Below are 15701 nucleotides of genomic sequence, written 5' to 3' on the forward strand. Positions count from 1 at the left end.
TTTTTCTCGGGTAGTTGTATACTAGGAGTTCTTTACTCACTAGTTACCATATAACAACAAAAATGATAAATCGAGGGAGATGCTCCCCTTATCTAAGGAAACTCCCTCGATTTCTTCAGCATTTTATACTGTAATTAAGTTATTCTTATATGCATTATCGGAATGTTTACACCAATTACTTGACAGACTCTAGTACACTTATATTCACATAAGTACCCTTCAGTTATTTTAATACTTTCTTTGAAGTTTAACAACAAAAGGTACCTACTTTACAAAAATTTTATAAAATCAAGTAGGAGGTAGATAACAAATTATCTACCGACCTCTCACACCACTCAAGCGTACCGTTCGGTACTTGGCGGTTCAATGATTTGAGTTCAGTACCTTGTATCTTTTGGATAAGTCATCATATCCAAAAGATACGAGGTATTTATTTGTTAATGACCTTGATAATATCCAGCTATTGGCTATTCCCCTGTACCCTTTCCGAGTGTTCGCCCATTCAATTAGGAAGAGTTAGTGTAACTGGTTCACTTTATTTGCACTCTGTTAAAAATTTTCATAATTATCAAACCAACTAAACAAATCTTATTTACTCAATACCTCTACCTCCTAATTATACTATTCACCATTAACGATACCTTTGTCAAACATATACTTACCAACTGCAATAGTACATTTATATTACCTCTATAAATAAAACTACCTCCTTTAACATCAAGGAGGCAGTTTCCCTCTTCAGGGTATATAATGTGTTTTAAATGTATTTATTGATTAATTGTTTTTTGTTTAGTTGATTGAGCTTTAATCCTAGTTTTTATGAAATTATAAACTAAGAATACTATAGAAGCTCCTAATAGAACAACAGTTGTAATAATTAAGTAAGGCCATGCACTAGGGTTAATCAATGCTAAACTCCAAATTACAACTACTAACACGGTTAAAGCTAACAAAACTAGGTCATTTTTAGTAATATTAGTAGCAAAAGAAAATACTGCACCATTCTCTTTATCTTCGCTTGATAACAGGCTCCCCACAATAACACCTATTATTGATAATAGCAGGGCTGCAATCAGGGGTTCATTAGTTAAAGGGATTTCTATAAGGTTTGATAAAAACATAGTTCCTCCACCTAATATAATACCTGTCATAGCACCTGGGGCATTTGCACGTGTCCAGTAAAATCCTAAAATTATAGGTGCAAATGTAGCACCTGCAAAAATCTGTTGTGTCATAACTAGTAGGTCCATTATACCTGGTGCCCATAATGCTGCTAAAGTACTTGCAACCCCAATGACTACAATTGCTACCCTACTTACAAACAACCCCTCTTTATCATCAATTTTTTTGTTCTTATAAGTTTTCATATAGGCTTCATAGATGTCCCGCGAAAAGTGAATGGCAGATCCTAAAAAGTTTGAGTCTACCGTAGATTTTGCAGCCCCCATAATACCTGTAACTACTATCATACCTATCACCGGATGTAAAAGCTCTAAACTTAACATAGGAAACACAGCTTCGGCATTATCGAGTTCAGTGAATATACCGCTTCCCAAAAGACCAATCAAAGACAAACCAAAAGTCAGAACAAGTGAGATAAAAATCACCATTAATAAACTTATCTTTCGAATTTGAGGAACATTTTCGGCAGCATAAACTCGTTGAATTGACGTTTGCGAAATTGTATTTAACGGCATAAAAGTTATCGTCCAAGCTAATCCTAGAGCAAAAGTCATACCCGCTAGTGGATCTATAAATTCACCACCTATATTACCTTCAAAAACTTCAACTATTTCAAAAGAACCAGTAAAAAATGCTCCGCTAGGCGCTACTGCACTAACACCAAATGTTAAAATTAGAAATACACCTATAATCATTATTATACTTTGAAACCAGTCAGTAAGCGCAACACCCCAAAGACCACCTAAAGCTGTATAAGTAATAGTTACTACAGCAGTTACTAAAACGGCAGTAGTAACATCAATACCAAACAATGAATTTAATATGATTCCAATTCCAAGTATACCGCCACCAGCACCACCTACTAGTCCTACTAGAGAAAACATAGTTACAATAATAGCAACTGGTTTAGAGTATCTTAACTCAACTAAGTCTGGCAGAGTAAATACTTCATATTTCGAAGCAATCATTCTTATTTTCCCTGATATAAAAAACAAGACAAAATATGACATCCCTGCACCAAATAATAACCAGTAGTTAGACATTCCTGTTTCGAATATATCACCACTAAAACCCATATAAGTATTAGCACCTACTACTGTAGACATAATCGTAGCAAAAAGTACTGCACCGTCCATTCTATTAGAAGCAACAAAGAAATCCGAACGGGTTTCTTGCCTTTTGGCAATGTAAATACCTATACATACTAATAAAATTAGATATGCTACAGGTATAACATAATACCATTCCATACCTCTCAACTCCTTTAATAAATTTTAAGTTTACCTTTAAACAATTGAGTCAGTTGGATAATTCCTTACAAATTCAGATAATAATTTAATGCCTTCAAGAGTATCATCAATAGAAGCCATTTCATAAGCATGGACATATCTACATGGAACACTTATAGCACCACTAGGGACACCACCGTTTTCTAGATGAATAGAAGCCGCATCAGTTGAAAGGTTTGTACATACTTCTAATTGATAATCAAGATCTATGTCTTTAGCCTGCTTCTTCAAAGCTTTTAACAACTTTTGAGAAGAAATCAGTCCGATCATTGGCCCTTTAATTAAGTCCATCACTTTAATCACAGGACCTTTGTCCATTTCTGTTATAACTTTTCTATCAGGTGTAGCAGGATGATCATTAGCTAAGGATACATCTAAAGCTATAGCAGCATCTGGCTTAATATTATGAGCTGCTACTTTTGCACCACGACATCCAACTTCTTCTTGAGTAGTAAATACTGCATATAGATCGGGTAATTCTTTATCATCTTGAACTTGCTCTAGTAACTCTAATAACATAAATACACATAATCTATCATCTAATGCCTTTCCTGTTATTTTATTGTTTAAGTACCTAACTTCATATTCAAATATCACAGGATTTCCAATTTCTATACCTAATTGTTCTACTTCATCTTTATTTTTTACACCTACATCGATAAAAAACTCATCTAAACTAGGAACTTTACTAATACCTTCAGGCCTTCCTGGACATATATGATTAATAATACCCTTTATATACCCCGATTCTGTCTTTATAGTTACTGGTCTTGAAAATAAGTTTTGAGGCCTTACCCCTCCAATACTATCAACCCATATAAAACCATTATCATCAATTCGCCTAATCATCAGCCCTATTTCGTCCATATGAGCTGTAACCATAAGTTTGTGTTTTCCATTACCTTTTTTAAACGCTATTACATTCCCCAGCCTATCTACTTCATATGTATCTATTTTGTCCTTTAGTAGGTCAATAATTAAGTTACTAACATCATTTTCATACCCTGATATACCATGAGCTTCAGATAAACTTTTCATTCTTCCCTTTAGTCTAGCTAGCACTTGTTCTCTATTAAATTCCAAATTAATCCCTCCATAAATAAGTTTTATTAAATTAGTCTAACATTTTGAAAATGAATAATTTGCTTAATATTGTCATGATTTAAAAAATTACCTAAACTGAAGCTTGATTTCTGTTTGCTTCATAAAAAACTGTGATTTTGAAAAAGAGAAACCCGGGGCAATAAACCCCGGGTACTTTTAACTATTAGTTCTTAAACTTCTATCTCATCTATCCTGTATAGCACTGTTACCGCTTCAGCTCTACTTAGATCATCTTTAGGTAAAAACCTATCTTCATCTCCGTTCATAATATCAAGCCAGGCTACAAGGCCCACATAATTCTTTCTTTCAGGTGAAATTTCATCTACATCTTCAAAGTTAAGGGGGAACTTAAGATCATCTTCTATTAAAATATCTAGGTCTAAGCTTTTAATTATTAGCTCAGCCATTTGTTCTCTATTGATTGTTTTATCTAAAGGAAAGCTTTCCTTTTCTTTATCGAAAATACCTTTTTTAGTCATTAATTGAATTTCTTCAAAATAGGGATGTTTTTTGTCTATATTATTAAAATAAGGTTCTTTTTCTATCTCAGGACTTCTCTCTCCCATATAAACCATCTGTTTTAGTAGTACACTAACCTCTTCCTTAGTTATCTCTTCATCAGGTAACAGCTCTCCCTGTCTTAAAGGAAGAAAATCCTGAGCTAAGGCTAGTTCTAGATAAGACGATGCCCAGTGCTTATCATCAACCAGGTCAAATATTTTCTTATCTACAAAAGAAGTACCTTCATAATTGTAGATCTCACCTGACTCACTATTAACATAGGGTGCTCCCTCTTGATAACTTGGAGTGTGAGCATAAGGCTTAAGTTTGAACACAGGACGCATTTCAACTGTTGGTTCTTCTTTTAGTTCCATCAATTCTTTTTCAGTTTCTACTCGATGAGGAATATATACTAGTTCTATATCTAGGTTTGAAACTAACTTTTCTCTAGCTTCTTCTAAAGTGATTTCTGTTTCTTTAGGATCAGGTAAATCATCTTCCTTTAATGGAATATGATTGATGCTACTAGTTAGTCCTGTAGCCATATCAATTCTAAAATTGTAACCTGTTGTTTCTACAGGGATATTATTAACTACCTTACTATATTCAAATCCTCTAGCAACTGAACCTGGCGAATAGTCTTCGGGATTTTCTATTTTCAGATGACTCTTTTCATCACCGACATTAAGGTCTTGGCTATTTATAAGCATTGCATCAGAAGCAAATGACATCTTATCAAGAGTTCTTTTTGCTGTTTTTTCAATATTTATTTCTTCAGGTTGTTCTTCTACTAAATCGTCTATGATCTGAGCTATAACACTATGGTGGAGCTCATAAAAGTGAATATCACCTTGTTTTTGACAAATTTGTAGCTGTAACTGTCTGAATTCATCAATATCTTCGTGGTTAAAATTAACTTCATACATTAATCTATCATCATCAGTTCCTAGAGGAGACCTCCTGACACCTTGTGTTTCACTAACTCCTTCTATCTCAAAATTCTTAAAGCCAAGGTTTTTAACAAATACCTCAGCTATTTCTTTCGCATCATCTTCAGTAATTTCATCAGGTTTTTCACTAGCCTCTATAGTGACTCCTTCTTGTGATAGAAAGTCCTCTGTCAAGCTTCCATCTTCAGCTAAAGTTTTTTCTAGTTTGTCTTTATCTATTTTTTCAAAACCTCGGTTTAATAGATCTTTTGTATTAGCATCTACAAAATAATTACTTCGGGTCATACCGGTCTGCTCGACCCCTAATTGACCCAAGAAAGTATAATATAGTCCGGGTTCTTGAAATTCAGTATGATCTAAAGCCTGCATGTATACTTTTTGTAGGGGTAAGCCTTCTATCAACTTTTCTTTTGCCTCGTCCTTTGATACATCTTCTTTTAGGGAAATGAACTTATCATACTCGGAAAGTTTTTTGTCTATTCTACTTAATTCACCAGTTACCGAATTTATCTCCACAGTTACACCTTCACCCTGTACAGGTATCGAATCATGAATTCTCATAAATGTGAATTTATAATCCGAAGCCCTTCTATGACTGTCATCAAGTTCTCTATCCACCAATGGATCTGTATCTAGCTTTTCTTTTTCTAAAAGTTCTAGATACAGATTCTCTACATATTCTAGGGCTGTTTCTTTTGCCTCATCAGCTGTAATCTGAGAGAGCTTTGGTTTATCCATAGAAATATTTCTATCAACCGATGTAATTACATCCTCTTTTTTATCATATAACACTTTTAACCTGTCATCTTCTAAAATGTATGTGTAGTTTAATTTGTTTTCTTCTCGGTGATGTTCTTCTAATTCATCTAGCCTATATTCTGATGCTAGATCTAACTGAGATCTGATATCTTCATCTATTTCTGCTCGCTTCCCATAAAGCTCATAGCTTTTATCAGTCTCTTTTTCATCCGTTACTTCACCCTGATCTTTTTCAACCACTTCCTCTTCATAAGCCTCTGATGTGACTGGGGAAAATAGTAACATTAAACAAACAGCTAAAGATACTAGATTTTTTAATGTTAGTTCACCATTTCTATTAAATATCATTGTACCAACCTCCCGAGTTCAATCAATCTGTCAAAAACCTGAGAAATTTCATTTCTAGTCATATACTCTAAAGGTTCAAATTGATCATCTTCTAGTGACATAATATCTAATGCCACTACTACTGCCACACTGTTCCAAGCTTTGTCATGAATTTCATTCTTATCCTCTATTTCATAGGCTAGATCTAATTCATCATCACTTCTAGTGATCACTTCTAGGTTCATTGTTTTTACTATCATCTGTGCTAGTTCTTCCCTAGTTATCTCTTTATCTGGTTTATATTCATTTGACTCTTCACCAGCTAACATTCTATTTGGAACTAGGCCAAGATTATATATCCTATCAATGGCGTGATAATGTGGATGATCTTCATCTACATCAGAAAGGTTTTTATCATCTTGATAGCTATATCTAGATCTTGGTGGAGTAGTATATCGCGGTGTATTTGTTAAAGATGTGATAACTCGGGTAGCTTCACCTCTACTAACTGTTTTTTCGCCATCAATTACTCCATCATCATCAGGTATAAATACTCCTAAGGTACTCATCCATTCTATTAACTTTTCATCATCAGCTCTTTTTATATCAGAAAGTTCATACCCTTTTCTTATATGTCTTTCTATCAATTCTCCCGTGACTGCATTTATCTGATTGTACTTTTTGTTATCAAATTCAAAAACTAGGTCTCCATCATCACCGTATTTAGGTTCTATACTTGTTTTTTCTAAATAATTCTTTAAAGCGTCTTCTTCAGAAATAACATCTTTCGGCTTATCAATATAGTCATCGGTAATTGGTGTTCTGATATTAAATCTCGAAAGTTTAGCAGTTTCCTGACAGATAGTTAATTGTAGAGAACTATATGAAAGCGAAGCACCGTAAGCTTTTACAGGGAAACGAAGCCTATAGGCTTTACCAAAACTTTCATTTACTTCTTCTAGGGAAATATCATAATCTAAATAATCAACAAAGTCCGGGGCAAGTTTATCAAAGTACAATCTACCCAATTGTTCAAAGTTTTCTTCTGTTTCATCCTCTTCTAATTCTGTAAGTGCTTTTTCGATTTTCTCGGTATATTCTTCTCCACCGAGTGCCACTAGGGGAGTGTCCCCTCTAGAATCAACCCGGATTTCATACAAATAACCGTGTTCTGTCTCAAAGGAAACAGCTAATTCTATCCTTGGATCATCGCCTTTATACCTACCTCTTACATTATCTGTAATAAGAGGTCCTCGAGTGCTAGACCCACCACCTCCGGATGTAGATATTTCACCTTCTATATCGAACTTAGAATCAACAACTTCTTTTACTTTATCCATAACTCTTTCCCGGTCATCTCGTCTATCTATAGGCTCATCCAGTTTATCAGGGGAAAAAGCGCCCATTTCTAGGTCTATTTCAGTTCCTTTATCTTCAACTTCACCCTGATCTAAAACTTCTCCATCTTGATCTAGATAATCTCCCGTTTCTGCATCAATAGTAACTTCGCTACCTACAATAGGGCTATATGTTAATATGAAATTTTCATTATCTGTATCTGTTCTATATTCTAATGTGCCTCCGGCGTCTATAAATAGATCTTTTGCTGTTTCTTCAGCTAAGACTTCTTTTGGTTCTTCAAAATTAAGATCTGTGTCATAATTATTGTTAAATGATGATACATGACCGGTCCTTGAGCTAACATTTACAGAAATAGAATTATCAGTTTCATAACCATGGGCAGTTTGTCTGTATTCATATCTATGATCAATATCAGAAGCATAATTGTCTGGAGTTTTTGGATCTGTTAGTTCTTTTGGTTCTAATTCAAAACCCTCTTTCTCATCTAAATCAAATCCTGCATCCTTTGAAAATTCTTCTGCCATTTCCTTACCTTCATCCCAGTCTACATAATCGATTTCCTCTTCTGGTAGATCTCTTACATTAAGAGAGCTAGAATCAATCACTTCATCTTCATCACAAATATTAAAGGATAGGGTATAAGAGACTTTATCATCATGATCAGATTGATAATTCAAATACCACAACTCTTGACTTTCATGGTATTCACTTCCTTCTAAATTAAGTTTTTCGGTAAGAGGATGAACCTCTTCAGCCATTTCGATGACCTCATCTTCACTTAAATTGGTCTCTTGTTCTAGATCCTCTTTAGCTAGTATAGAACCACTAAGAGCTGTAACAGAAAACAGTAGAGCCAATAAAATTGCTGAAACTTTCAAAATTAAGACACCTCCTGATTATTAATTTATAGTTAACCCTTAAACTAACCTAATAATACTACTATGTTCTTATGACGAATATACTCCTAAAAAGTTGCTTGTTTAGATAAATTTTCCATAAAAATATTACACTGTAGATCACTAGATCTAAAGGAAAAAAGAATGTTACGAAAGAGAAATATATTAGATGGCTAGTTAAGATGGGCTATTATAAAAAATCGGTGATTGAATCACCGATTTAGGTCTCATTATATCTACTTCTTCAATTATTTACTTACTCTAAATAATAACTATTTAAGACAACATTTTTTATATTTTTTACCACTACCGCAGGGACAAGGTTCATTTCTACCTATTTTTTTACCTACTGTTCTTTGGTTAGGATTTTTAGGGGATTCTCTTAAACTTGGTACTTCTATTCTTTCATTAAGTTCATTTGGAGTATGTCCATTGTTCTCCCAAAGTCTTGTATTGTTTGCAAGGTCCTTTACTAAATTCATTATTTCTGAAACTTGATCTTCACTATCAAAAACTATATTTCTGATATTAAACAAATTAAAAATTTGCTTTACTGAAAATCCATGCTGACATATTCCCTGAATATCATCACATACACCTTCGGCGGTATCTCTATCACCTTCAAATATATTGTCAGTTAAGTATTTCAACAAAACTTCAAATTCTTTATTTCGTTCAAAATATAAGTCATCTTTATAATTCAATAACTCTTCTTGACTCGGAATATAATATGGTTTTCCCTTACTTTTCTGAAGGTAGTCTTGAAACTCATTAAATTCTAAAATAGATTCATGAACAAAATAATCTCCATATATGTCTACAAAATTAGTTCCATAAGCTTGTAGATCTTCTTGTGAGATTTCATTAATAGTTTCAATATCTATCTGTTCTTTATTATGCATATTATATATCTCTACCACTTTATTTTTAGGAACTATACCATACAAGTTAATTGAAGATATTATATAATCTAAAACTAGCTCTCTAGCCATAATAAAAACCACCTTTCTGATAAATAGTCTCTTTTATTACTATATTTTCTCTTTTTGTTACTAAATACCTTTTACTATAACTAGATCTTTAGCACAAGTCCCTATTAAATTTAGAAATTATTCATTCCTCCTATCACTTATTTCGTTATTCTCATTACATGGATTTGTGAGCCTCTGCGAAAAAGCGTAGTAATTATTCTATCATGTTGTCAACCCAACAGATTACGTTAGGTTGACAGATGTTGGTTTGACTAAGTATAATTTTTTATAAATTATCTTGGGAGTGACTTTTTTATGACAGAAAAGCTGACGTTAAAACTTTTAGAAATTCTGGGGCATCATCTATTCTGCCTTAGAAACTTTGAAGGAAAAGGTTATAATCAAATTTTTATTGATAATATGTATGAAATCATAACTAAGTTCAACACAAGAAATCAAAGTTACTGATGAAGGCGATATTAATTGTGATCACTGCCCATATTTCAGTTAATTAACATCATAAAGCAAATGATAAATCTCATGCCAAGCTACAAAATATTGGTATACTCTAGGTTGAGCAGTATGAATAACGGGAATTTTTATATCCCCTTTTGTTATAAAGATATAGAGCTTTAACAGGTTTTATTATACATAAAGAACTAGAGACTTTTTTTACTAACTGATATGCCTAAAGCACCTGACCATTATACAAGTTATTTTGAAATAAATAGACCTAGTTCTGATAAAAGGTAGTAAAAAACTAGTACTAGCTCTATGACAGCAGCTAGTATTTGGAAACAAAAAGGCTTTAAGAAAGTACTTAACTTTACTGGAGGGCTAACTGCCTGGAAAAGTGCATGTTATCCTTTAGAAAAACAATAAAAATCAATCCACTGACCATGCGATTAACAGTTAAAGCAAGTCCAGACGGTTTTGAGTCTCTTATCTTCCATCTCACTTCTAAATACCAAGCTAGTTTAGGCTTCAAAGGACCCAATGAACCAAAGAGCATAAAGAAAAATCCAAGAGGGTTAATTTGACGTTATTCTTGTTCATAAATATGAATAGCTTCTTCTCCTATTTCAATCTTTTTTTCTGAAAGATCTGGTGAAGTTAAGCCAGAAACCATACTTCCTCTTTTACTATAAGTATAGGTACTTCTATCATCAAGCCTTACAGTATAACTGTAATTATCACTATCTCTAAAACTAGCTTTCTAATTTAACTATTTTTCCATCACTTAACTCTATCTCCACCTCTTTATTAGTTGCAAAAACTAAAGAACTACATAGTAATATTATTACAATTTATTTTTCATAAATATGGATCACTCATTTCCGATACTTATCTTCAACAATCTGGTAGCAAGTCTGGTTGAGGATCACAATAAGATTTTAAAAATTCATAAAAACCATGTACCCCACCTACATCTTCAGGCGGTGCTGTTTCCTTTCCATCTAGTAGGGTTGGAAATTCATCTATCTTTATACCAGTAGGTTTACAGACTTTTAATTGAACCTTTCCTGATGACGTTTTTCAAATTCATACATCCCTGGTGGCTTGTTCGCCAATCGCTCTTCATACATTTTCTTGTTTGTCTTGTAATGCTGGTGACCATGATAAGCTTCTTCATCATTAGTTACTATCTTATTTTCCTTTCCACATGACGATTACATCTTTACGAATTTGACTTGACTAAGGTAAGATAACCCGTCTCCATATTAGCGGATTTGATTCTTCTAGTTCAATTCTTATAATATATGATTTCACTTTCGAATCATCTCCATTTATTAGCCATTATAACCTAGGGCTTTATCATACATGTAGAGTCTTAGTAACAGGTATCTGAATTTCTGTGATAAATTCGTCTCTGTTTTCTGTACCATGAATATCTAATCGATATATCTCAAGGGGTTCCCCACTAATTTTTAAGTTGTTTTTATCTATATATTCTTTCATTTCTCTAAAGAGTACACCACTTTTTTCATACCCTCCCCTATAGATTGTTGTTAGATATAGTCCTTCAGATAAGAAAGCATTATAATCTTCTGTGTCATCTACTATAAAAAAAGCTTTATCATAATCGTAATAATCCTCATTTATTATACCTTCTTTTGAGATAAAAACACCCATATCTTTATTTCCAAGTAATGATAGCTTTTTATCATCTTGACCTTCTAGCTTTCTAAAAGCTAGATCTACCTCTTGATCTATAGACATCTTTTCATTAATCAAGATTATCTTCCTGTTAGGAATTTGTTTAAGTTGTAACTTACCAACATTCTCAATTTGATTATAAAATTTTAAGTTAGAAACTTTATCAGTTAAGTCATCTTTCATTTTTAGTAATGCTTCTATTTCTGTTTCTACTACTTCTATCTTTTTTTCCATTAATTCAATAGTAGTTTGAGTATTTCTATTTTGTAGATACTCTCGTATCTTTTCTGTAGAAAAATTTAATTTTCGTAAATCCTTGATGATATTTAATCTCCAGATATCATCTAATGTATATACCCTGTAGCTATTATCTTTTCTTTTGGGAGAAATAAGTCCTTTCTTTTCATAGTATCGTAGTGAGTCTTGTCCTATATCATATAATCGTGATATTTCTCCTATAGTATACTCATATTTCATATTATCACCCTTTTTTATTCTTGACCTTGGTATGATACCAAGGTTTATAGTATAAATTATCACTATTTTAATACTAAAAGGGAGAAGATATCAAATGGAACAACAAAATTTAAGAAAGGTTTTTTTAAAGTATGCAGTACCGTCAATATCAGCTATGTGGTTCTTTTCAATTTATACAATGATAGACGGGATCTTTGTAGGAAGGGGAATAGGATCAAAAGCTCTCGCTGCAGTTAACTTATCTATGCCCTATATTAACACTATATTTGCTGTAGCGTTACTAATAGCTGTGGGATCTTCTACTCTGATCACTTATTATTTAGGAAAGGGAGAAAATAGTTTAAGTAATAATATTTTTACTATAAATTTTATTGTCTTAACTATTATCGGTATTGTTCTAACTATTATCTCATTAGTTTTTTTAGAGGATCTAGCTATTATTTTAGGTGCTACAGAGAAAACTTTACCACTTGTGATGGACTATTTAAAGATAATAGTATATTTTAGTACATTTTTCATAGTAGCTTATTCTTTAGAAGTACTTGTAAAAGCTGATGGTTTTCCTATTCTGTCTATAATTGTTGTAACATTAGCAGCTTTAATAAATATTGGGCTCGATTATCTACTAGTTATTAAGTTAGATTTCGGTATTCAAGGTGCTGCTATTGCAACTGGTTCTTCACAACTTATATCTTATATAGTATTCTTATGCTATTTTATCTGGGGTAAATCTCAGCTAAAGTTTGTAAAACCAGACTTTAAGCTAAGCTATATTAAAGACATATTCATTATCGGTACTCCTGAATCTTTAAATGAATTGTCTGCTGCTTTTACTATCTTTGTATTTAACTTTACGATAGGACGTTTTATTGGCTCTCATGGTTTAGCTGCCTTTGGTGTCATAATGTATCTTAATAATTTAGTTTTAATGACTATGATTGGGATAAACCAAGGAATGCAGCCTTTAATAAGTTATTACAACGGTCAAGATAATGAAGCTAATATCCATAACATACTTAAGTTAGCCTTAAAGGTAGGATTAGGTTTTTCTATATTTTTCTTTTTATCATCTCAATTCTTTACTGAACAGCTAGTATCACTATTTATAGATTCACAAGAACAAAAACCATTTAATCTTTCTGTATATGGATTAAAAACCTTTAGCATTGGCTTTTTATTATGTAGTATAAACATTATCTTATCTGGTTATTTCACAGCCTTAAAACAAGTTAAACAAGCAGTGATGATTTCATTACTTCGAGGATACCTAGCTGTAGGAGCTACACTTCTTATTTTCCCACACCTTTTAGGTGATTTTGGAATCTGGTTTTCCCCTTTTGTCTATGAAGGTATAACTTTACTATTATCAACAATTTTATATCTTTATTACAAAAAAGGTACTATTACCGATAGTAGTGTTATACCAGGTAAGATCTAGATCATAGTCATCTACAAAGTAATCAGTAGTTGACTATGTATCAATCGGTACACTAAGGCCGTGGTATTAAACGGCCAATTTATCTTTATGAAGGAAAAACCATGTTAAAATAGAAATATATTATGTTGAACTAATACAATCGAGGAGGGGATCTAATTGTTTTCAAAAGAAAAATGTAAGGGTATTTTAATAGGTGTAATATTAACATTATTATTAGTTTCAACAGTATTTGCAGAAGAGGTGAGAGAGCAAATTGAAGTACTGTATAATGACATTTCTATCTATATTGATGGTTCTAGAATAGAGACTGAGAAAGAACCTTTCATCTATGAAGGATATACCTATGTACCTATTAGGGTAATAAGTGAAGCTTTAGACAAAGATGTACACTGGGATAGTGAAAAGAATAGTATTTCTATCGGTAGTGAAGTCAAAAGTTATATTAAAATGAAAGATATGAATACTATCACTGCCTCATCTAAAGACTGGAAAGAGTTTGATACTTTTACTACTAATATCATGGAAGAGTATTCAGATGGTTATCACTTTTATAGAAGTTATTCTAAGTTTTTTAGTGAGTTACATTACGAATACTTTTTAAATGAAGATTATGATAGCTTTCAAGTAAAAATTGCACCCGATAAGGTTTGGAGTACCCGTGAAAAAGATGAAAATATTGGATCATTTCAGTTCTTTGCTGATGGTGGTAAAATTTATGACACAGGAGAAATTGAATCTGATCTCACAGAGCCAATAGAAATAAACCTTAACCTTAAAGATATAGTTAAGTTTGAAATAAAAGGTGAAGGAAAAGGTTTAGGATTTATAGAGCCGCGGTTTATTAAATAAGAGGTGATAGTATGACATTAAATAAGAAAATTATCCTTATTTTCACTATCATATTTAATCTTCTTCTTGTAAACTCATGTAGTAATAATCAAGAAAAGGATCTCCCAAAAGAAATAACATATGAATCTGACAGTGAAATAATAGCTGATCCTAAAGGAACTTTAGACATTGTTTCAGTAGAAAACTATGAACCGGCTACTAAACCTACAAGTGTTGGTATTGATGGTATGATATATGGAACAGGACATAAAAACACTTTGTGGAGAGCTAATAATGCCTTTGAAGAAATGGAAATCAAAACAGATGACAATGTTTATGATTTTAAATCTGATGGATACGGTACCCCCTATTTTGTTACTAAAACAGCATCTGGATATGTAGTAGTAACAGATGGTGAAGGAGAAAAAAATAGAGGTGCTATATATTACTCAGAAGAATTTGATAGAGATTATACTCTTAAAAAAGAGTTCACCTCTGACCATACCCCTATAATGTTTGGTAACACGTGGTATCACGGTGAGTATAAACCAGAACAGATAGTTCTAATAGCTGAAAGAGGAGACGGTAAAGGTAAGCTATGGGCCACCTTTGATGGTGGTAAGTCTTGGGATAATATTAGAACTGCAGAAATGTATGATGATGAATATCAATTACATCATCATACAGCAGTTTATGACCCTTATCAGGGTAGAATCTGGAACTCACAAGGTGATGGCCCTAATGCCAGTATTTATATAAGTGATGATATGGGAAAATCTTGGAGGGATATATCAGTAGAAACAGAGCTTGATCATACTCAACTTCAACCAACACTTTTAGCTCCTACTATCCATACACTTATCTACGGTGGAGATAGTGGTGGTACTAGAGTAGGTTTATTAGAAATCCCTAGAGATAAAGAGTTCGAAAATAATGAAGAAAACTTTCAGTTAAAAAGAGCTATTGGTGTTTGGGATCAACAACCAACATATAGACAATATGCAACAGCTCCTTATGCTAAAGACGGTTCTGAGATATACATTGCTCTTCCTTCAATGTATGATGATGAAAAGCCCGTTTTTATAGTTGGATCAGGTGATCATGGTAGAACATTTCATTTATTAGCTACTCATCACAGTGAACCCCTTGAATATGGAGAACAATTATCACACGGTATAGTAGGCCCAGATAAAGATGGCTATCTATATGGTATTTGGGATACAGCTGCTAACAAAAAGGCAATGGTGGTTTTTGACCCACCTGATTGGGAAACAATATCTCTTGATTAAATAAGCCCTTGATCGGCGAGTAATCCGATCAAGGGCTTATTTGTAATAGTATAGATTTAGTTGAATTTATTTTTAGGTCGTGTCAAAATAGAAATAGTTGGATATGGTGTAATCTCTACCAAAGGAGAAGTTAAATGCTTTTAAATTACTGTTTTTGAAATGGAGGTTAAT

The 15701-nt window shown here is 32.8% G+C and carries 11 protein-coding genes and 2 pseudogenes; 4 read left to right on the plus strand and 9 right to left on the minus strand.

Annotated elements, in window-relative coordinates; translation table 11 throughout:
- Window positions 1–767 precede the first annotated feature (767 nt).
- The 5 genes from CDO51_RS09965 to CDO51_RS09985 form a co-directional block, all read right to left on the minus strand.
- The gene (locus tag CDO51_RS09965; RefSeq protein ID WP_089024124.1) at window positions 768–2432 is read right to left on the minus strand and encodes a sodium:solute symporter family protein; all 1665 of its coding nucleotides are present in this window, start codon (window positions 2430–2432) and stop codon (window positions 768–770) included.
- 36 nt (window positions 2433–2468) lie between these two features.
- Complete coding sequence (locus CDO51_RS09970; RefSeq protein ID WP_089024125.1) at window positions 2469–3554, minus strand: M42 family metallopeptidase; 1086 nt, start codon at window positions 3552–3554, stop codon at window positions 2469–2471.
- Window positions 3555–3745: 191 nt separating this feature from the next.
- Window positions 3746–6133, minus strand: coding sequence for an S-layer homology domain-containing protein (locus CDO51_RS09975; RefSeq protein WP_089024126.1), 2388 nt, complete (start codon window positions 6131–6133; stop codon window positions 3746–3748).
- On the minus strand, window positions 6130–8352 hold the full coding sequence (locus tag CDO51_RS09980; protein ID WP_089024127.1) for an S-layer homology domain-containing protein: 2223 nt from the start codon (window positions 8350–8352) through the stop codon (window positions 6130–6132). Before CDO51_RS09980 ends, CDO51_RS09975 begins: the two co-directional genes overlap by 4 nt.
- A 290-nt stretch (window positions 8353–8642) precedes the next feature.
- On the minus strand, window positions 8643–9362 hold the full coding sequence (locus tag CDO51_RS09985; RefSeq protein ID WP_205842210.1) for a YecA family protein: 720 nt from the start codon (window positions 9360–9362) through the stop codon (window positions 8643–8645).
- A 294-nt stretch (window positions 9363–9656) separates the two neighbouring features.
- Here CDO51_RS09985 and CDO51_RS13840 point away from each other — a divergent pair, with 294 nt between their 5' ends.
- On the plus strand, window positions 9657–9809 hold the full coding sequence (locus tag CDO51_RS13840) for a hypothetical protein (RefSeq protein ID WP_158212420.1): 153 nt from the start codon (window positions 9657–9659) through the stop codon (window positions 9807–9809).
- A 42-nt stretch (window positions 9810–9851) separates the two neighbouring features.
- On the opposite strand, the pseudogene CDO51_RS15680 reads toward CDO51_RS13840, so the two are convergent.
- The 4 genes and pseudogenes from CDO51_RS15680 to CDO51_RS10000 all read right to left on the minus strand — a co-directional run.
- Window positions 9852–9959, minus strand: a pseudogene (locus tag CDO51_RS15680) (ImmA/IrrE family metallo-endopeptidase); the annotation flags it as partial.
- 313 nt (window positions 9960–10272) lie between these two features.
- Window positions 10273–10353, minus strand: a pseudogene (locus tag CDO51_RS15685) (hypothetical protein); the annotation flags it as partial.
- A gap of 338 nt (window positions 10354–10691) precedes the next feature.
- Window positions 10692–10829, minus strand: a complete 138-nt coding sequence (locus CDO51_RS15490) for an IS1096 element passenger TnpR family protein (RefSeq protein WP_205842214.1) — start codon at window positions 10827–10829, stop codon at window positions 10692–10694.
- A gap of 327 nt (window positions 10830–11156) precedes the next feature.
- Window positions 11157–11975 carry a MerR family transcriptional regulator gene (locus CDO51_RS10000; protein WP_089024129.1) on the minus strand — a complete coding sequence of 273 codons (819 nt, stop codon included), beginning with the start codon at window positions 11973–11975 and terminating at the stop codon, window positions 11157–11159.
- A gap of 94 nt (window positions 11976–12069) precedes the next feature.
- On the opposite strand from CDO51_RS10000, the gene CDO51_RS10005 reads away from it, so the two are divergent.
- The 3 genes from CDO51_RS10005 to CDO51_RS10015 all read left to right on the plus strand — a co-directional run bounded on the left by CDO51_RS10005 (window position 12070) and on the right by CDO51_RS10015 (window position 15530).
- Window positions 12070–13413 carry an MATE family efflux transporter gene (locus CDO51_RS10005; protein WP_089024130.1) on the plus strand — a complete coding sequence of 448 codons (1344 nt, stop codon included), beginning with the start codon at window positions 12070–12072 and terminating at the stop codon, window positions 13411–13413.
- Window positions 13414–13569: 156 nt separating this feature from the next.
- Window positions 13570–14262 carry a copper amine oxidase N-terminal domain-containing protein gene (locus tag CDO51_RS10010; protein WP_089024131.1) on the plus strand — a complete coding sequence of 231 codons (693 nt, stop codon included), beginning with the start codon at window positions 13570–13572 and terminating at the stop codon, window positions 14260–14262.
- 11 nt (window positions 14263–14273) lie between these two features.
- Entirely contained in the window at window positions 14274–15530 is a 1257-nt protein-coding gene (locus tag CDO51_RS10015) for a beta propeller repeat protein (protein WP_089024132.1), read from the plus strand.
- The last annotated feature ends 171 nt before the right edge of the window (window positions 15531–15701 follow it).

Source organism: Natranaerobius trueperi, assembly GCF_002216005.1.
GTDB classification, from domain to species: domain Bacteria; phylum Bacillota; class Natranaerobiia; order Natranaerobiales; family Natranaerobiaceae; genus Natranaerobius_A; species Natranaerobius_A trueperi.